Below are 17,776 nucleotides of genomic sequence, written 5' to 3' on the forward strand. Positions count from 1 at the left end.
TGAAGGTCGAGTTTCCTCGGCTGAGCCGCGTGAAGGCCCCCTTCCCTCGGCTCAGCCGAGGGAAGGGGGCCTTCACGCGCCGCCGTGGTGACTGGTGGTGCTGCTGCTGGGGCTCGTGATGGCCTTTGCAGGACGGGTGAGGGGGAACTTTGAAGGACTCTGGGTCCCTCAAGGAGTCCTTCAAGGACCGGCCGCTACCCGGCTCACCCGCGGTAGGTACCTGAAACACCCATCGTTAGACGACCATTACCACTCACGACCAAGCGCCCAAAGCGCCCAAATCGGACACAGGTGACGAGGCCTAATGGAACTTCGCCGCCGTCCACGTGGCCCAGGTGGGCCCGGTAGCTTGGGGGTATGCCGGTTTCCTCGGGGGTCAGGAAGCGGATCAAGGAACTCCTTGATCCGGACGACGAGATCCACTACGCGTTCCCTGCCGACATCTTCGGCAGCACCAATCCCAGCGTGTTCATCGTGGTCACCCGCAAGACGATCACGATACTGTCGACCGGGTATCTGAGCAGGAAGACGCCCAAGCGCGTCATCGCGACGAGCCTGCGCAACCACCGGATCGGGCCCGTCGACACGGCGAGCACCCCGTGGTTCAAGTTCAACGGCATCGTCTACGAGATCGACGACGAATACGTCTCGGTCGTCCACGCCGCCGACGCGGAGATCATTCGTGAGGTGGCAAAACCTGAAGATCCGCTGCCGGACCTCTAAGTAATTGGTTTCGGAAATCCGTCGAGACACCGAAGGACTTCCGAACCGACCACTAAGCTCGCCGGGGTGCGCCAGCTGACATACGACGGGGTGCCGATCCCCGGCCTGAACGACCTGGTCCGGACGGCGATCCGGCTGCACCCCGCGCCGGGCGAGCCCCGCCCTGACGAGAGCCATTTCGGCGGCCCGCTGTTGTGGCCGTCGGACGAGCCGTGGCCGGAGTGCCCGGTGACCTGGCCGCCCGATCCGGACGCGTCCGACGACGCCTGGGCGGGCGGGCATCCGCTCGACGAGCGGGTCCCGGCGATGGTCAGTGCCGCCCAGCTCTTCCGCGACGACTTCCCCGAGCTGCACTTCCCGGAGAACACGGACGTCCTGCAGATCCTGTTCTGCCCGCTCGAACACAACAGCCCGTATCACCAGGGGCCCGCGGTCCGGCTGGTGTGGCGTGATTCCGGCGAGGTGGGGGAGATCGCGGACCCGCCGCCCGCTCCCGAAGGGGCCTTGCCCGAGTTCCTGCCGCGGCCCTGCGTGTTCGAGCCGTGCTCGATCGACGAACTGCCCCGTCTCTGCGACTTCCCGGCGGAGACCCGCGCCGCGCTCGGCATCCCCGAAGGCGCGGGCGACGATCCGGAGGGCTGGCCGGAGCTCGGGGAGTACTCGAAGATCGGCGGCTGGACGGCCTGGTCCGCGACCGACCGCCATGAGCTGGGCTGCCGTGACTGCGGCACGCAACTGCGGCAGACGATCGCGCTGGCCACCGAGGAACACGAGGTCGGCTGTGGCTGCGAGGTCGTCGAGGACGAACCGGCGCGCTGGTCGTTCACCCGTCAGGGGGTGCTGAACGTCTTCACCTGCCCGGCCGACGTCACGCATCCGTTCAAGGTCCGTATCGACTGACCCGCGTCCGAGGCCGCCCGCTCAGCCGGGTGGTAGCAAAGGTCCCCCGCTCCAGTGCTGGAAGACCAGGTTCGTGTGCACCCTGGCGACCTCGTCGCGGGCGGTGAGCTCGTCGAGCACCAGCCGTTGCAGTTCGGTCGCCGACGCGGTGGCGACATGCGCGAGGAAGTCATCCGGCCCGGTCAGGTGGTAGACGGCGCGGACCTCGGGGAGGGCAAGCAGATGCTCGACGAACGAGTCCACCAGAGCCCGTCGGTGCGGGCGGACCTGGACGAACAGGAGCGCTTCGAGCGGGCGGCCGAGTTTGGCGGCGTCGACCTCCGCGCGCTGGCCGGTGATCACCCCGAGTTCGCGAAGCCGGTTGACGCGGTCGAGACAGGTCGAGGGCGCGACGCCGACTTCGGCGGCCAGATCCTTGTTCGAGATCCGGGCGTCGTTCTGCAGCAGCCGCAGAATCCGCAGGTCGACCGTGCTCAGTTCGACAGAATCTGACATCGTCGAATGATATCCGAGGATATTGCGTCGTACCCGGAGAAAACCGCACCATCTCGGTATGACCGCAACGCTGCGCACCCGAGCCGTCCACGCCGGCCGTGACGACCTCACGGATCTCGGCGTCCACGCCGCTCCGCTCGACCTGTCCACGACCTACCCGTCGCGGGACAGCGTCGAAGAGGCAGGCCGCATCGACGAATTCGCGACCACGGGCTCGCTGTCCGGGCTCCCGGTCTACGGGCGGCTCGGCAACCCGACCGTCGAACGGTTCGAGAAGGCGCTTGCCGAACTCGAAGGCTTCGAAGACGCCGTCGCGTTCGCGACCGGCATGGCCGCGGTGTCGGCTTCACTGCTTGCCGCCGTCGCGCAGGGGAAGCGGCATATCGTCGCCGTCCGGCCGGTCTACGGCTGCACCGACCACATGCTCACGTCCGGTCTGCTCGGCACCGAGGTGACCTGGGCCGACCCGGAGGCCGTCGCCTCGGCGCTGCGTCCCGACACCGGACTGGTGCTGCTCGAAACGCCTGCGAACCCGACCCTGCGCGAGGTCGACGTCGCCGAGATCGTGCGTGCCGCGGGCGATGTCCCAGTGCTGGTCGACAACACCTTCGCGACTCCCGTGCTCCAGCGGCCGGGACGCCACGGAGCCCGCTTCGTCTTGCACAGCGCGACCAAGTTCCTCGGCGGCCATGGTGACGTCATGGGCGGCGTAGTGGCCTGTAGCGCCGAAGACGCCGGGATGTTGCGGCAGATTCGCTTCGCCACCGGAGGCGTGCTTCACCCGCTGGCCGGGTACATGCTGCTTCGTGGCCTTTCGACGCTTCCGCTGCGGGTCAACGCGGCATCCGCGACGGCCACCGAACTCGTCGAGCGGCTTCGTGGTCATGCCAACGTCAGCGCGGTGCACTATCCGAGCATCGGCGGCCCGCTGATCGCGTTCGAGGTCGACGGCGATCCACACGCGCTCATCGGCGCGGTCCGGCTGATCACCCCGGCCGTCAGCCTCGGCAGCGTCGACTCGCTCATCCAGCATCCCGCGTCGATCAGCCACCGGATCGTCGCCGAGGACGACCGACACGGCGCGGGTGTCACCGATCGGCTCATCCGCATGTCAGTGGGCCTGGAGGACGTCGAGGACCTGTGGCACGACCTGGATCAGGCACTCAAGGCCTGCTGAGGCGAGTGCGATCGTGATCACTCGGATGTCGACAAATCGCCTGAGCTGGCTAACCTGGTCGGGTGAAAGATCTGGTCTCGTCCTGGGTGGAATCTTCGGCTCGTAGCACGCTTTCGCGGCTCCATGAGCAGATCGGCGTAGCCGGACTGGCCGCCACGGTGGCCCTTCCCGGGCTGGCCGCCGTCGTCGACCAGCACTCGGCCGCGGTGCGGGACATTCTCGCGGTGGGGGTCGAAGGTTCGGCGGCGGTCGCCGGGGCGGTGCTCCTCGCCGGCTACGCGCGCGGGCTGCTCGACGAGGCGAGGGCCAAGGGCTGGACGTTGCGTGCGCCCGCCGATCTGACCGCATGGAGCACCAGCGACTGGACGACAGCGCGTCTGGTCGGCGTGTGTTCGCTGGCCGCCACGATGGACGACCGCCGCGCACAGCGGACCGGGAACGGGTAGGGCGGCCGGACGCCCCACCCGTTCCCGTACAAGGTCAGCGGTACTCCGGCGGAGGGGGCATTGACCCACCGGAGGGCCGCTGGCCGGGATCCTGGTGCGGGGGCACCTGCCCCTGGCTGGACGGGAACTGCCTGCCGGACTGCCGCGTCGTCGCCGATTCGGTCGCCGCGTGCTGACCGGCGGGAACCGGCGTGTAGCCGGACGACTGCTCGGCGGGCACCCCACCGGAACGGCCGGCGTCCTCACGGCCTCGCTGATAGGCCTCGGTCTGCGCCTTCGCGGCGGGGATCTCCTCCTCGGCCCGGCCGAGCCACTTCTCCCAGCGCTGCTGCATCGGCTTGATCAGGCCGCCGCCGACACCGACGACGGCGATCCCGCCGACGGTCGCGAGCACGGCGATCAGCACCGGCATCGTGACCGCGGTGGCCACCCCGATCTGGTTCAGCGCGGCGATCACGCCGAGGCCCCAGATGAACACCGAGGCGATGGTGGCGAGCACCTTGCCGTAGGAGACACCGCCGAGGGCGTTTCCGATCAGGTCCTTGACCGCCTTGGCGACGGCGCCGGCGATCACCACGATGACGATCGCGACGATGGCGCGCGGCAGCCAGGCGACGATGTCGTTGAGCAGCGAGCTCACCGGGTTGGGGCCGAATACGCCGAACGCGATCTGCAGCGCGATCAGCAGGATGGCGTAGTAGATGATCTTGCTGATGATGTTCGACGCGTCGAACTGGCTCCGCGCGAGCATCTGTTTGAAGCCCCCGCGTTCGAGGAGGCGATTGAACCCGACCTTCTCGAGCACCATGCTCACGGCCTTCGCGATCGCCTTGGCGATCAGCCAGCCGATGAACAGGATGACCAGGAACGCGAGCAGCTTAGGGACGAACGTGGCGACCGAGCTCCAGGCGCTGGACACGCCTTGGCCGAAATCGACGGCCGCCAGTGCTGTTGTGGCCACTGGGCTTCTCCCTTCCCACGGCTGGACGATCCAGACTGGTGAGGAGGAAATACCCGGTGATCAAACAGTTACACCTTCGTCACTCGGACGAGTGGTTCAGCCGCAGCAGCCGCCTCCGCAGCAGCCACCGCCCCCACCTGCGGGAACAGGGGCCGGGCCGGACGACGATCCGGTCAGCGCGACGGTCGTCAGCAGCTTGACGGTGTCCTGGTGGCCCTCCGGGCACGACGCGGGCGCGCCGGATTCACTCATCGGCCGCAACAGTTCGAAGGTCTCGGTGCACTCGCGGCAGCGGTAAGCGTAAGTCGGCATGTCCGGCATTATCCCATCTCCTCCCGGCTCTTGGGGTGGCAAGCTGGGTCGCGTGGAACTGCCTGTCGCGGCACACGTGCCGCACCTCGGCCAAGTCGTCCCGTCCGTCCTTTCCGCGCTCGGCGCCGCCGAGTTCACGAACTCGTTGGGCCTGGGGGAGGCGTCGAGCGCCTGCGTCCTGCTCATCGACGGTCTCGGCTGGGAACTGCTGGCCGAGCACGCCGCCGACGCACCCGTGCTCACCCGGCTGGCGAAGTCGCCGATCCGGGTCGGCTTCCCGGCCACGACCGCGGCCGGGCTCGGCGCGATCGGCACCGGGCTGGCGTCGGGGGAGCACGGCCTTGTCGGGTACAGCTTCGAGGTTCCGGGTGCCGGGGTACTGAACGCGTTGCGCTGGACCAGTCACGAGGACGGCGGTGATCTCCGCGGCGCGCTGCCGCCGCGCGAGGTGCAGCCGCTGCCGACGACGTTCGAGCGTGCCGCGGCCGCCGGGATCACCACCAGCGTGGTCTCGTCCGCGAAGTTCTCCGACACCGCGCTGACCCGCGCGACGCAGTCCGGCGCCCGGTACGTCGGCGTCCACGCGCTGGGCGACCTGGCCGCGGGCATCCTGCGCTGTCTCGGCACACGGCCGTCGTTCTGCTGGGGCTACCACAGCGAACTCGACATGCTGGGCCATGTCTACGGGCCGGGTTCGGCGCCTTGGCGGATGCAGCTGCGGCAGGTCGACAGGCTCGTCGAGTCCATTGTGGACGGCCTGCCGCCGGGTGCGCTGCTCGCGGTCGTCGCCGACCACGGCATGGTGACCGTGGAGGACGCGCTCGACATCGACGACACCCCCGCGTTGCTCGGCGGGGTCCGGGCCGTCGGCGGCGAGGTCCGGGCGCGGCACGTCTACAGCGAACCCGGCGCCGAGGCCGACGTCCTCGCGGCCTGGCGCGAAGTGATCGGCGACCGGGCGTGGGTCCTTTCGCGCGACGAAGCCGCCGAAGCCGGCTGGTTCGGGCCTGTCGCCGACCGGGTCCGGCCGCGCATCGGCGACGTCGTCGTGGCGGCGAAGGACCGCTTCGGGCTCAAGCGCGAACTGGCCGAGGTCGTCGAGTCCTCCCTGGTCGGCCAGCACGGTTCGCTGACCTCGGCCGAACAGCTCGTCCCTCTGGTACTCGCGCGTGCCTAGCCCGCGTTTAGTCCTCTAGTTGCGGTCCTTGCACGCGCATCTATCGCAAGTAGGGCTCGGGCTTGTCCATGAAGGATTTGGGACACTCGACGTCCTTCATAGACGCTGACAGAGAACCTGAATCGCCCTTCGCGACTCCCGAGACCGACCACGTCACTCGGGCTTCCGGGCCGAGAACTCCACGCTTCGTTTCGGTACGTGGTCGACCTTGATGTCGGTGAAGCCCGCCTCCAGGAGCCGGGGCCACACCGACACCGGGTCGAGTGCGTTCATCGTGTCTCCGAGGTGGAAGAGCCGGAACGGCGCGCTCGCCAGGCTGTCCATCGCGCGCAGGACGCCGCCAGGCCGGAGCACGCGAAACGCCTCGGCGAAGATTTTGTCCTGCAACGCCGTCGTCGGAACGTGGTGCAGCATCGTGAAGCAGACGACCGCCGAAAACTCGCCGTCCTCGAAGGGCATCGCGGCACCGTCGCCGTGGACGATCCGTACCCGGCCGTCGAATTCCCGTTTCAGGAGATCCGCCGACGCTTCGTCGATCTCGACGGCGGTGAGCTTCGGGACGAGCTCGACCAGCGCCCTGGTGGTCGCGCCGTAGCCGGGGCCGACCTCCAGCACGGAGTCGCCGAGGTCGAAACCGGCGACGTTGCCCGGCATCTCGGCGGCGACGGCCTTCGCCCAAAGCGCGGAACTGCACAGTTTGCGGTGCACCAGGTTCATCGGCATGACTTCGAAGTTAGCCGTGACCGATAGGCGATAGGCTGCCAACCGATGTCGAGAATCGGACTCCTTCCCCCGATGCCGACGGCGATGGTGCTCGGCGAGATGGAGCTGCCCGCGGGCACCTGGTTGCCGTGGCACGAGCACGACGGCCACCAGCTCGCCTGGGCGGCGCGGGGGATCCTGGGTGTGAATGTCGGCGAGCAGTACTGGGTGCTGCCGCCGACGCGGGCGTTGTGGATTCCCGCCGGTGTCCCTCACCGGACCGGCGCGACCGCCCGCTCCGTGCTCCAGGGTATCTACGCCGAGCCCGCCCAATGCCCGGTGCGCTGGCCGGTTCCGACCCTCGTCGCCGTCCGGCCCCTGCTGCGGGAACTGCTGGAGCACCTCGGCTCGGCCGTGCTCGGTCTCGACGCGCGCCGCCGGGCCGAGGCTGTCGTCTTCGACCTGCTCGAACCGGTGGACGTCGTGCCGATCACCGTGCCGATGCCGTCGGACGCGCGGGCACTGGCCGTCGCGCGCGCGGTGATCGGTGACCCGGCGGACCGGCGCGGCCTCGCGGAGTTCGCCCGCGAGGCGGGTGCGAGCGAACGCACTCTCGCACGGCTGTTCCTCGCCGAATGCCGGACCACGTTCGGCCTGTGGCGGGTGCAGGCGCGGCTGCGCGCGTCATTGCCGCTCCTGGCCGAGGGGATGCCGCTGACCGCGGTCTCCCGCCGGATCGGTTACTCGTCGCCGAGCGCGTTCGTCGTCGCCTTCCGCCGGACCGTGGGTGTGACGCCGGGCGCCTACTTCGGCGGCTGAGCGAGGGCTCGATATACCGTTTCGGGGTGCCACGACGTAACCGGCCCGATCGCGGCGGACGCCCAGACCTCGGCGCGTCGACCGGCTGGGCGCGCTCCGAATCGGCTCAGGACGGCGACTGGCTGGTGCGTACCGTGCCCGGCGCGCAGGCCACCAAGGACTACCGCTGCCCCGGCTGCGACCACGAGATCCGGCCGGGGACCCCGCATCTGGTCGTCTGGCCCGCCGACGAGACCGGCGGGGTCGCCGACCGCCGCCATTGGCACAAGCCTTGCTGGGACGCGCGTGGCAGACGCCGCCCCGGCCGCTGGTGAGTGTCAGCGCCGCAGATGCAGTGATGGTTCTCCCGCGAACTCCTCCTCCGTGTGGATCTTGAAGCCGAGCCGCTCGGCGACCCGGATCGACGGTTTGTTGGACGCCATGATGTTGGCGATCACCGGGACGTCGGGGATCTCCCGCTCGGCCCATTCGACGGCGGCGGCCGCCATCTCCGTCGCGTAGCCTTTGCCCCAGGTGAACGGCCAGAAGCGGTACGCGAGGTTCAGCACGCGCTCGCCGTTCCATTCGTGATACCGGACGCCGCCGAAACCGGCGATCTCGTCCGGATCGTCCAAAGCGGACACCGTGAGATAGCCGAAACCATGCTCGGCCCATTGCTTCATCCAGGCGTCGAACAGTTCCCGTGCGCCTTCGACGGTGTGCGGCTCCGGATTGAACTTGTTCGTTTCCGGATCGGCCTGCAACGCGACGATGTTCTCGCGGTCCGCCTCGCGCAGCCGTCGCAGCAGCAGCCTCTCCGTCTTGATCTCTGTCAGCACGATCCGACGGTAGCGCGCGGGTACGACAGAATTGTCGCCATGACGGAACTCCCGCTGGTACTGCTGCACGCCTTCCCCGTCGACGCCCGCCTGTGGGACGCGGTGCGCGCGCCGCTCGCGGAACGGTTGCGGGTGATCACCCCCGACCAGCGCGGTCTCGGCCGCAGCCCGCTGCCCGAGTCCGGGCGGGAACCAAGCCTCGACGACGCCGCCCGCGACGTCGTGGCGCTGCTCGACCGGCTCGAACTCGACAAGGTCGTCCTCGGTGGCTGTTCGATGGGCGGCTATCTGACGATGGCGGTGCTGCGCCTGGCACCGGAACGCGTCGGCGGGGTCGTGTTGATCGACACGAAGGCGACGGCTGACACGCCTGAAGCGGCGCAGGCAAGGCACGACGTCGCGGCCCGGGTCGAGGAGGAAGGCGCCGGATGGCTGGCCGACGCCGTCATACCCGGTCTGCTCGCCGAAAAGGCGCGCCCGGAAGTGGTCGAGCGCCTTCGCGAACTGATCACGTCGCAGCCGCCGTCGGGGATCGCGTGGGCGGCGCGGGCGATGGCGGCCCGCCCCGATTCGGTCGAAACGCTGCGTTCGGTGGACGTGCCGGCGCTGGTCGTGGTCGGCGAGGAGGACGGTTTGACGCCTCTGGAAGCGGCGAACCTCCTGGTGGAGACACTGCCGGGAGCGACACTGGTCGTGCTGCCGGAAGCGGGACATCTGACGCCGCTGGAGGATCCGGCAGGAATCGTCGAAGCGATCTTGGGCTGGCACCCGGCGTGATGACCGTTCCCTCCGCCCATTTAAAGATATAGCGCACCGGGGGACTTGCGGCAAGCCCCCATTCCCGGTCCACAATTCTCGCCTTCATGTTTTTGCCGAAGGGGGAATCCCATGCGTGTGCTCCTGTCCACGATCGGGACGAGGGGTGAGGTGCAGCCGTTGGTGGCACTGGCGGTGCGGTTGCGGGAACTCGGCCAGGACGTCCGGCTGTGCGCGCCGCCGGATTTCCGCGAATGGGCGGAGGGACTCGGGATCTCCTTCGCCCCCATGGGGCCTGAACTGCGGTCGACCGCGAAACCGGATTCCGCGATGGTGAAGGCCATGGCCACGCCCGAAGGGCGCCGTCAGCTGGCCGAAGCCATGGTGGTGAACCAGTTCGAGACGCTGTCGCCGGTGGCCGAAGACTGCGACGCCGTCGTCGCGGGAATGGCCTTGAACATCGCCACCCATTCGGTGGCCGAACGGAAAGGCATTCCGTATTTCTTCACCGCTTACTGCCCGATAACGCTGCCTTCGCTGCACCATCGTCCGCCCGTTTTCTCCGGATGGGCGCCGAAAAATCCCGACGCCGGCATCCCGGTCTTATGGGCCGAGGACGCGGAACGGTGGAACGAGCAGTGGGGCGGTGTGCTCGACGGGCAGCGGAAAGCACTGGGCCTTGGACCGGTCGGCGACGTCCGCGGCCACATTTTCACCGAGCGGCCGTGGCTGGCCGCCGATCCGGTGCTGGCGCCGTGGCTGGGACCGTCGGCGCTGGACGTGCACCAGACCGGCGCCTGGCTGCTGCCCGACCACAGCCCGCTTTCCCCGGAACTAAAGGCGTTCCTCGACGACGGCGAACCACCCGTCTACTTCGGCTTCGGGAGCATCCGGGCGCCGGAAGAGATCGCGAAGGCGATGATCGAGGCGGCGCGGGCGCACGGACGGCGGGCGATCGTGTTCCGGGGCTGGACCGGCCTTGCGCTGATCGACGACGAACCCGACTGCCTCGCCATCGGGGACGTCAACCAGCAGGCGCTCTTCCCCCGGGTCGCGGCGGTCGTGCACCACGGCGGCGCGGGTACGACCACGGCGGCGACGCGGGCGGGAGTGCCGCAGGTGCTCGTCCCGCAGATGTTCGACCAGCCCTATTTCGCCGAGCGCGTCCAGGAACTCGGCGTCGGGACCTCGATCACCGGGGAGCCTTCGGCGGAGTCGCTGACCTCCGCGCTGTCTCGGGTGCTTGAGCCCGGCGTCGCCGCGCGGGCACGTCGTGTCGGGGGAGAGGTGCGAGTGGACGGGACCGAGGTGGCGGCGAGACTCCTGATGGAGTCGGTCTAGCTCCCTGCCCGCAAGTAGTCCTCTAGTTGCGGTGGTTCGCAGTACGAACTTCCGCAACTAGAGGACTACTTGCGGAAGTAGCGCTCAAGGGCCGCCTCGGCCTCACCGAGCCGCTCAGGGAACCGCCGCGCGATCACGAACCGCCAGGGAACCTCGAAGAGCCGGCGAAGCGCGAGGAACGGCTCAAGCGACGAAGGCGCCACATCGGCCGAGTACGCGGAGAGACCCGAAGGGCCGAGGTCCGCGTAAAGGACGGCGAGATCCCAGCCGAGCGGACCGCGCCAAGTGTCCTCGAAGTCGAGCCAGCACGGCCCGGCCGCCGTCGCGACGACGTTCCCCGAATGGGCGTCGCCGTGTAAAGGACGCGGCGAGTCGTCCGGAAGTGCCGCCACCACCCGATCGAGTTCCTCGTACAGCCGCGGGGCCGCACCGTCCATGGAGGAGCCATGCCGGTCGAGCAAGGTCCGAAGGTCGTTGACCGGCCCGAGTTCGGGCAGGTCGCCGGGGAAGTCCGTGAGCGCCTCGTGCACCCGCGCGAGCGAAGAAGCCACTTCCCGCGGCGACAGCGTGTCTCCCGGCTCATGCGGCGTGTAATGCCAGAGAGTGACAGGCAAACCGTCGGCGAAATGTGGTCCGGCCGGGGGATCCGTGGTGGGTGAGACGACGAGCACATCACGTTCCGTGAGGTATTTCGACAGCTCGACGTCGCGCTGGAGCCAGTCCGACGGCGAGTGCCGGGCGAAGCGGGTCGTGCCCGGCACCCGCGCTACCACCGGACCCAGTCTCACCAGCACGTTCGACTTGAAATGCAGGACATCGGGATCGCCGGTCGGCAACCCGTACCGATCACCCACAGCGATCGCCGCGGCGACCCCCGCACGCGTGTATTCGTCGGCCACGACGCGATCTTGCCAGCCGGTGCGCGCGACGGTGGGTAGTGAGGGCTACGATCCCCACTAGCCGCTGTACCGGGTCCCGAACCCGGCCGACGGCAGAACATTGACCACCACAAGGTTTGAGTGTTGGAGGCAGGAGTGACGGCCGTAGCCCCCAAGCCGATCGCCACGCGCCCATACCCCGCGCGCGAGTCGGTTAAGGGTTCGTACCTGCTGCGGTTGTTCCGCACGACGGACCACAAGCAAATCGGCATCATGTACCTGGTCACGTCGTTCGCCTTTTTCATGGTGGGCGGCGCGATGGCGATGCTGATCCGTTCGGAACTCGCGCGGCCGGGACAGCAGTTCCTGTCGCAGGAGCAGTACAACCAGCTGTTCACGATGCACGGCACGATCATGCTGCTGCTGTACGCGACGCCGATCCTCTTCGGATTCGCGAACTTCGTGCTGCCGCTGCAGATCGGTTCGCCCGACGTCGCGTTCCCGCGGCTGAACGCGTTCTCGTACTGGCTGTACCTCTTCGGCGGCCTGATCGTGATGTCCGGCTTCCTGACCCCGGGTGGCGCCGCCGACTTCGGCTGGTTCGCCTACACCCCGCTGTCGGATGCCATCCACTCGCCCGGCGTCGGCGCCGACCTGTGGATCGCCGGTCTGGTGGTCTCCGGTCTCGGCACCATCCTCGGTGGCGTCAACATGATCACCACGGTGGTCTGCCTGCGCGCCCCCGGCATGACGATGTACCGGATGCCGATCTTCACCTGGAACATCCTGGTCACCAGCATCCTGATCCTGCTGGCGTTCCCGATCCTGACCGCGGCCCTGATGGGCCTGCTGGCGGACCGGCATCTCGGGGCGCATGTGTTCGACCCCGCGAACGGCGGCGTGATCCTCTGGCAACACCTCTTCTGGTTCTTCGGCCATCCAGAGGTCTATATCGTGGCCCTACCGTTCTTCGGGATCGTGTCTGAGATCTTCCCGGTCTTCAGCCGCAAGCCGATTTTCGGATACAAGGGCCTGGTCTGGGCGACGCTGGCGATCGCCGCGCTGTCGGTGGCCGTGTGGGCGCACCACATGTACGCGACCGGCGCCGTGCTGCTGCCGTTCTTCTCCTTCATGACCTTCCTGATCGCGGTCCCGACCGGCGTGAAGTTCTTCAACTGGATCGGCACGATGTGGAAGGGCCAGCTGTCCTTCGAGACGCCGATGATCTTCTCGATGGGCTTCATCGTCACGTTCCTCTTCGGCGGTCTGACCGGCATCATGCTGGCCGCGCCGGCGATCGACTTCCACGTGTCCGACAGCTACTTCGTCGTCGCGCACTTCCACTACGTGCTCTACGGCACGATCGTGTTCGCCACGTTCGCCGGGATCTACTTCTGGTTCCCGAAGATCACCGGCCGCATGATGGACGAGAAGCTCGGCAAGTGGCATTTCTGGACCACGTTCCTCGGCTTCCACATGACGTTCCTGGTGCAGCACTGGCTTGGCGCCGAAGGTATGCCGCGGCGGTACGCGGACTACCTGCAGTCCGACGGCTTCACCACGCTGAACACGATCTCCACGATTGGCGCGTACATCCTCGGTGCCTCGACGCTGCCGTTCATCTGGAACGTCTTCAGGAGCTACCGGTACGGCGAGATCGTCACGGTGGACGACCCGTGGGGCTACGGCAACTCGCTCGAATGGGCGACGTCCTGCCCGCCGCCGCGGCACAACTTCACCGAGCTGCCGCGGATTCGGTCCGAGCGTCCGGCGTTCGAGCTGCACTACCCGCATATGGCCGAGCGCATCCACTCCGAAGGTGAGATCGGCTTCTTCGGGAAGCAGAAGGTCAACACCCACCGGGCGCCGTCCCAGGTGCTCACCGAGGCGGTCATGCCGGGTGATCACTCCGAGGACAACTCCAGCGAAAAGTGACCCGATAAACGGAAAGGGCGCGTGCCTTGCCTCACACCGAGGCAAGGCACGCGCCCTTTTTTGCTTTGATTCAACCCAGTCGTTGCCGCTGAGAGAGACTGAACCCGTGACGCAGACACCAGTTCTCATCACCACCACCGGTCCCGACAAGCCGGGCGTGTCCTCCGTGCTGTTCGCCGTGCTGTCGCGCCACGACGTCGACGTCCTCGACGTCGAGCAGGTGGTCATCAGGGGCCAGCTGGTGCTCGGCGTGCTCGCCGGGGTCTACCGCGATCCCGAAGGCCTGCAGGAGTACGTCGAACAGGCGATGGCGTCGGTCGGGATGCAGGTCGAGGTGAAGATCGGTTCGGCGATCGGTGCCGACCCGTTCGCCATCGGACAGAAGGACTCGACGCATGTCCTGCTGATGCTCGGCCGTCCGGTGACCGCGCGGGCGTTCTCCGACGTCGCGCGCCGTCTCGCCGCGCTGGACGTCAACATCGACTCGATCCGCAGCGTCGCCGACTACCCGGTCACCGGGCTGGAGCTGTACACCTCGCTCGCCCAGGACACTCCCGAAGCCGACGCCGCGCTGCGGACCGCGCTGGCCGACGCCGCCGTCGAGGCCGGGATCGACATCTCGGTCGAGCGGGCCGGGCTCGCCCGCCGGGCCAAGCGCCTGGTCGTCTTCGACGTCGACTCCACGCTCATCCAGGGCGAGGTCATCGAGATGCTCGGCGCGCACGCCGGTGTCGAGCCCAAGGTCCGCGAGATCACCGAAGCCGCGATGCGTGGCGAGCTGAACTTCAGCGAGTCGCTGGAGCGCAGGGTCGCGCTGCTCGAAGGGCTGCCGGAGTCGGTGCTCGACGAGGTCGCCGCGTCGATCGAACTCACCCCGGGCGCGCGCACGACCATCCGCACGCTGAAGCGGATGGGCTTCCGCTGCGGGGTCGTCTCCGGCGGCTTCACCAAGATCATCCAGTCCCTTGTGGACGATCTCGGCCTCGACTTCGCCGCTGCCAACGAACTCGAAGTGGTCGACGGCAAGCTCACCGGCCGCGTGGTCGGCGAGATCGTCGACCGCGCCGGCAAGGCGACCGCGCTGCGCCGGTTCGCCGAGGAGTACGACATCTCGCTGCAGCAGTGTGTCGCGGTGGGCGACGGGGCGAACGACATCGACATGCTTTCGGTCGCCGGGATGGGTGTCGCGTTCAACGCGAAGCCCGCGCTGCGCGAGGTCGCCGACACCGCGCTTTCGCATCCGTACCTCGACGCCGTGCTGTTCCTGCTCGGCGTCACCCGGGGCGAGATCGAGGCCGCCGACGCGGCCGACGGTCTCGAACTGTCCCGGCCATGAGCGTCCTGGAGCCGCTGGCCGCCCGGTACGCGTACTGGCTCGGCCTCCCGGCTGAAGACACGGTGGACACCTGGGACGAGGATCCCGCCGAGGTCCGCGCCATGCCGGTGATCCTGCGGATGGAACGTGCCGAACCGCCGTCCCGGACCGCTTTGCTGGAAGCTGCCGCGGCGGCCGCCGTCGCGGTCTGCCTCGACGAGCGCGCCGAGCCCGAGGGAGAGTGGCACGAGCCGCTCAAGGCCTGGGTCGACGGCCGGATCCGCAAGGTCGCGCGCCGTGCGCGAGGTGCGCACTGGCAGGCGGTCCAGGAGCTTCCGGGTATCACGATCGAGGTCGACGGCGCCGAGGCGCGGGCCTTGGTCCCGGGCCGCGTCGTCGATACGCCGAAAGAGGTTTCGCGCCTGCAGATCTCCGGGAGCGAACTTCCGGCCGACGAGCCGGGACCCGCTTCGGACGGTGTCCCGCGGCTGCTGCTGAACCCCGAGGTCTCGATGACCGTCGGAAAGGGGGCCGCCCAGGTCGGGCACGCGACGATGATCCTCGCCGCGCTGCTGGACGAAGCCGAACGGGCCGTTTGGGCCGAGACCGGCTTCCGGTGCTCGGTGCGGACCCCGCCGGTCGCGACCTGGAAGGCGCTGTGCCCGGTCGAGGACCCGGAGGGTTCGTGGCGTCGTGACGGGGTCGTCGCGGTCCGGGACGCGGGGTTCACCGAGGTTGATCCCGGAACGGTCACTGTCCTCGCCCAACGGGCTTGACCTCCTATACTCCCCTGCATGGGTGACCGGCTGATCGCCGGGCGCTACCGCTTGGAGGAGCGGATCGGCGCCGGGGGAATGGGTGTGGTCTGGCGTGCCACGGATCAGGATCTCGGGCGGGTCGTCGCGCTGAAGCGTTCGCAGGCTGGGGACAGTGGTCAGATCCGGCGTGAGGCGCGGATCGGCGCGGGTTTGCATCATCCGAACGTGGTCACCGTCTTCGACGCGGTGATGGACGGTGACGACCGCTGGCTGGTGATGGAGTATCTGCCGTCGCGCAGTCTCGCGGACATTCTCGACACCGATGGGCCGCTCGCGCCCGGCAAGGTGGCGAAGATCGGTGTCCAGCTCGCCGCGGCGCTCGCGGCGATGCACGAAAAGGGCATGGTCCACCGCGACCTGAAACCAGGGAACGTCCTGGTCGCCGAGGACGGGACCGCGAAGCTCACCGATCTCGGTATCGCGCAGTGGGCGGAGGTGACGCGCACCGGCGGTGGTCTTGATGTCGGGACTCCGGGGTATGTGGCGCCGGAGATGGCCGAGGGGCAGCCGGCGGGTGCCGCGGCGGATGTGTTCTCGCTGGGTGCGACGTTGTTCGCGGCTGTCGAGGGGACGTCGGTGTGGGGGGATGCGAGCGCGGGGCCGTTCGTGCAGTTGCGGCGGGCGACGGTGTACACGCTGGAGCCGATGCGTCAGGCCGGTCCGCTGGCGCCGGTACTGGCCGAGTTGCTGAGACGCAAGCCACCCGGGCGGCCGAGCGCCATCCGCGCCGCCGAACTCCTGGGCGAGCTTTCGGACGTCTCTGCTCCTTCGCGTGCGAGGAGGCTCCGGCTGTCGAAGCGCGCCGTCGCGATCGGAGCCGTCGCCGCGACCCTGGTGCTAATGGGTGGCCTGGTCTACGTCACGCGGGAACCGGCGTCGATGGCCGCGCCCCCGCGCCCGGCCGATTCGGTCGGCGACCCTCGGACGGCCGACCCTTGTTCGCTGCTGGACCCGTCGGTGCTGAAGCAGTTCGGCACGCCTGAAATCGATTCGGCCATCGGCAACTTCAACGCTTGCAGCATCCTCCTCCGGAAGAGCCCCGAAGACGGGGACATCATCGACATCCGGCTCGAATTGACGATCCCGGAGTCGCCGTTGCTGGAGAAACCGGCACCAGGGCAGTTGAGCGTGCGCGAGGTGCCGGGTGATCCCGAAGAGAAATGCGACCGGGAGATCCCGCTGCCGGACGGCAACCAGGTCTGGGTGCATGCCAAGCACATCCAGGGCTGGCACGCCCATCTGTGCGATTACGTCGATCCGGTGGCCGTACACGCGGTCAGCTTGCTGAACCGGGGACCGATCCCGCGACGTTCCACTCCTTTCCCGGCCGGGACGCTCGGGAGTCTCGACGCTTGCGCGCTGGGCGGAGACCAGGCTCGAGAGATCGTCGAAGGCCCCGCCGATCCCGATCCGGTCTTCGGTAACTGGGAGTGCTACTGGAACCATCGTGAGCTGCAGGTGGCCATCCGGTTCGAGCGCAAGTGGCTGGAGGAGACGGACGGCACGCGCGTTCCTCTCGGCATGCGGGACGCCTACCTCGAAGTCGTCGAAGAGGGGTGGAATGCGTGTCAGGCCGAGATTCCGCATCGCTCCTTCACCGGGGCGGGCCGTGACATGATCGAATCGGTGGAGATCTACGTTTCGCACAAGGTCAAGCCACCGAGGGAGATGTGCGGTGCGGCGGAACGGCTCGCCAGGGCCATCGCGCCCAAGCTGCCGGCACTCTGAAAGTCTGAAAGGGAAGACCGTGACCTTGGAAGTCCAGCGCGACGGCGAGCACCGCTTCGTCGGCCGCAACGAACGCGGCGCCGAAGTCTTGATCGGCCGCAAGGGTGCCGAGGGCGCCTTCTCACCGGCCGAACTGCTGCAGATCGCCGCGGCGGGCTGCTCGGCCGTCACGGCGGAGAACCTCATCACGCGCCGGATCGGGGAGGACTCGAAGTTCCGGGTTGGCGTGACCGCGGACAGGCGCGAAGACGCTTCGGAACTCGACGGCGTTCATGTCACCTTCGACGTCGACGTGTCCTCGCTGCCCGCTTCGGAGCGAGAGGCGCTCGCGACGGCGGTGGACCGCGCCATCGAGCGACTGTGCACGGTAAGCCGGACGCTCAAGAAGGGGATCCCCGTCAGCGAGAGCTTCCCGGTCGAGTAGGCCCCGTAAGTACATGAAGGCCCCCTTCCTTGCGCTAGGCGCAAGGAAGGG

At 68.3% G+C, this 17,776-nt stretch carries 20 protein-coding genes; 14 read left to right on the forward strand and 6 right to left on the reverse strand.

The genetic code is table 11. From position 1 onward, the window contains the following. Nucleotides 1–357: 357 nt before the first annotated feature. Together AB0M65_RS32720 and AB0M65_RS32725 are read left to right on the forward strand one after the other, a co-directional pair. Nucleotides 358–723 (forward strand): hypothetical protein, encoded by a 366-nt coding sequence (locus AB0M65_RS32720; RefSeq protein ID WP_364036416.1) that lies wholly within the window; start codon nt 358–360, stop codon nt 721–723. Between the two features lie 66 nt (nt 724–789). Beyond that, nucleotides 790–1,623 (forward strand): hypothetical protein, encoded by an 834-nt coding sequence (locus AB0M65_RS32725; protein WP_364036419.1) that lies wholly within the window; start codon nt 790–792, stop codon nt 1,621–1,623. Between the two features lie 21 nt (nt 1,624–1,644). On the opposite strand, the gene AB0M65_RS32730 is transcribed toward AB0M65_RS32725, so the two are convergent. Continuing rightward, on the reverse strand, nt 1,645–2,118 hold the full coding sequence (locus AB0M65_RS32730; RefSeq protein WP_126732683.1) for an Lrp/AsnC family transcriptional regulator: 474 nt from the start codon (nt 2,116–2,118) through the stop codon (nt 1,645–1,647). Nucleotides 2,119–2,176: 58 nt separating this feature from the next. Between AB0M65_RS32730 and AB0M65_RS32735 the strand changes: the two genes are divergently transcribed. Both AB0M65_RS32735 and AB0M65_RS32740 read left to right on the forward strand, forming a co-directional pair. Then, a complete protein-coding gene (locus AB0M65_RS32735; RefSeq protein ID WP_364036423.1) occupies nt 2,177–3,295 on the forward strand; it encodes an aminotransferase class I/II-fold pyridoxal phosphate-dependent enzyme in 1,119 nt (372 codons plus the stop codon). 62 nt (nt 3,296–3,357) lie between these two features. Next, complete coding sequence (locus AB0M65_RS32740) at nt 3,358–3,741, forward strand: DUF6401 family natural product biosynthesis protein (protein ID WP_364036426.1); 384 nt, start codon at nt 3,358–3,360, stop codon at nt 3,739–3,741. Between the two features lie 34 nt (nt 3,742–3,775). On the opposite strand, the gene AB0M65_RS32745 is transcribed toward AB0M65_RS32740, so the two are convergent. Both AB0M65_RS32745 and AB0M65_RS32750 read right to left on the reverse strand, forming a co-directional pair. After that, nucleotides 3,776–4,702 carry a hypothetical protein gene (locus AB0M65_RS32745; RefSeq protein WP_364036429.1) on the reverse strand — a complete coding sequence of 309 codons (927 nt, stop codon included), beginning with the start codon at nt 4,700–4,702 and terminating at the stop codon, nt 3,776–3,778. A 96-nt stretch (nt 4,703–4,798) separates the two neighbouring features. Next, a complete protein-coding gene (locus AB0M65_RS32750; RefSeq protein WP_364036432.1) occupies nt 4,799–5,014 on the reverse strand; it encodes a zinc ribbon domain-containing protein in 216 nt (71 codons plus the stop codon). Nucleotides 5,015–5,066: 52 nt separating this feature from the next. Between AB0M65_RS32750 and AB0M65_RS32755 the strand changes: the two genes are divergently transcribed. Then, nucleotides 5,067–6,191 (forward strand): nucleotide pyrophosphatase/phosphodiesterase family protein, encoded by a 1,125-nt coding sequence (locus AB0M65_RS32755; RefSeq protein WP_364036435.1) that lies wholly within the window; start codon nt 5,067–5,069, stop codon nt 6,189–6,191. A 153-nt stretch (nt 6,192–6,344) separates the two neighbouring features. Here the strand turns inward: AB0M65_RS32755 and AB0M65_RS32760 are convergent, their stop codons facing one another. Further along, a complete protein-coding gene (locus AB0M65_RS32760; protein WP_364036471.1) occupies nt 6,345–6,908 on the reverse strand; it encodes a class I SAM-dependent methyltransferase in 564 nt (187 codons plus the stop codon). Between the two features lie 51 nt (nt 6,909–6,959). Here AB0M65_RS32760 and AB0M65_RS32765 point away from each other — a divergent pair, with 51 nt between their 5' ends. After that, nucleotides 6,960–7,712 (forward strand): helix-turn-helix transcriptional regulator, encoded by a 753-nt coding sequence (locus AB0M65_RS32765; RefSeq protein WP_364036438.1) that lies wholly within the window; start codon nt 6,960–6,962, stop codon nt 7,710–7,712. A 26-nt stretch (nt 7,713–7,738) separates the two neighbouring features. After that, a complete protein-coding gene (locus AB0M65_RS32770; RefSeq protein WP_364036441.1) occupies nt 7,739–8,026 on the forward strand; it encodes a hypothetical protein in 288 nt (95 codons plus the stop codon). Between the two features lie 3 nt (nt 8,027–8,029). On the opposite strand, the gene AB0M65_RS32775 is transcribed toward AB0M65_RS32770, so the two are convergent. Next, the gene (locus AB0M65_RS32775) at nt 8,030–8,530 is read right to left on the reverse strand and encodes a GNAT family N-acetyltransferase (RefSeq protein WP_364036444.1); all 501 of its coding nucleotides are present in this window, start codon (nt 8,528–8,530) and stop codon (nt 8,030–8,032) included. A gap of 39 nt (nt 8,531–8,569) precedes the next feature. Between AB0M65_RS32775 and AB0M65_RS32780 the strand changes: the two genes are divergently transcribed. Together AB0M65_RS32780 and AB0M65_RS32785 are read left to right on the forward strand one after the other, a co-directional pair. Further along, on the forward strand, nt 8,570–9,307 hold the full coding sequence (locus AB0M65_RS32780; RefSeq protein WP_364036447.1) for an alpha/beta hydrolase: 738 nt from the start codon (nt 8,570–8,572) through the stop codon (nt 9,305–9,307). Nucleotides 9,308–9,418: 111 nt separating this feature from the next. Then, nucleotides 9,419–10,627: a glycosyltransferase gene (locus tag AB0M65_RS32785; RefSeq protein WP_364036450.1), complete on the forward strand. Its 1,209-nt coding sequence runs from the start codon at nt 9,419–9,421 to the stop codon at nt 10,625–10,627. A gap of 65 nt (nt 10,628–10,692) precedes the next feature. On the opposite strand, the gene AB0M65_RS32790 is transcribed toward AB0M65_RS32785, so the two are convergent. Then, nucleotides 10,693–11,526 (reverse strand): phosphotransferase, encoded by an 834-nt coding sequence (locus AB0M65_RS32790; RefSeq protein WP_364036453.1) that lies wholly within the window; start codon nt 11,524–11,526, stop codon nt 10,693–10,695. A gap of 135 nt (nt 11,527–11,661) precedes the next feature. On the opposite strand from AB0M65_RS32790, the gene ctaD reads away from it, so the two are divergent. From ctaD to AB0M65_RS32815, 5 genes are all read left to right on the forward strand, one after another. Next, the gene (gene ctaD, locus AB0M65_RS32795; RefSeq protein WP_364036456.1) at nt 11,662–13,440 is read left to right on the forward strand and encodes a cytochrome c oxidase subunit I; all 1,779 of its coding nucleotides are present in this window, start codon (nt 11,662–11,664) and stop codon (nt 13,438–13,440) included. Between the two features lie 106 nt (nt 13,441–13,546). Further along, nucleotides 13,547–14,776, forward strand: coding sequence for a phosphoserine phosphatase SerB (gene serB / locus AB0M65_RS32800; RefSeq protein WP_364036459.1), 1,230 nt, complete (start codon nt 13,547–13,549; stop codon nt 14,774–14,776). Further along, nucleotides 14,773–15,531, forward strand: a complete 759-nt coding sequence (locus tag AB0M65_RS32805) for a peptidyl-tRNA hydrolase (RefSeq protein WP_364036462.1) — start codon at nt 14,773–14,775, stop codon at nt 15,529–15,531. The genes serB and AB0M65_RS32805 overlap by 4 nt, the downstream gene beginning before the upstream one ends. 18 nt (nt 15,532–15,549) lie before the next feature. Further along, nucleotides 15,550–17,301 (forward strand): serine/threonine-protein kinase, encoded by a 1,752-nt coding sequence (locus AB0M65_RS32810; protein ID WP_364036465.1) that lies wholly within the window; start codon nt 15,550–15,552, stop codon nt 17,299–17,301. Nucleotides 17,302–17,320: 19 nt separating this feature from the next. Then, entirely contained in the window at nt 17,321–17,725 is a 405-nt protein-coding gene (locus AB0M65_RS32815) for an OsmC family protein (RefSeq protein WP_364036468.1), read from the forward strand. Nucleotides 17,726–17,776 lie beyond the last annotated feature (51 nt).

Source organism: Amycolatopsis sp. NPDC051071, from assembly GCF_040682875.1.
Classification (GTDB): Bacteria; Actinomycetota; Actinomycetes; order Mycobacteriales; family Pseudonocardiaceae; genus Amycolatopsis.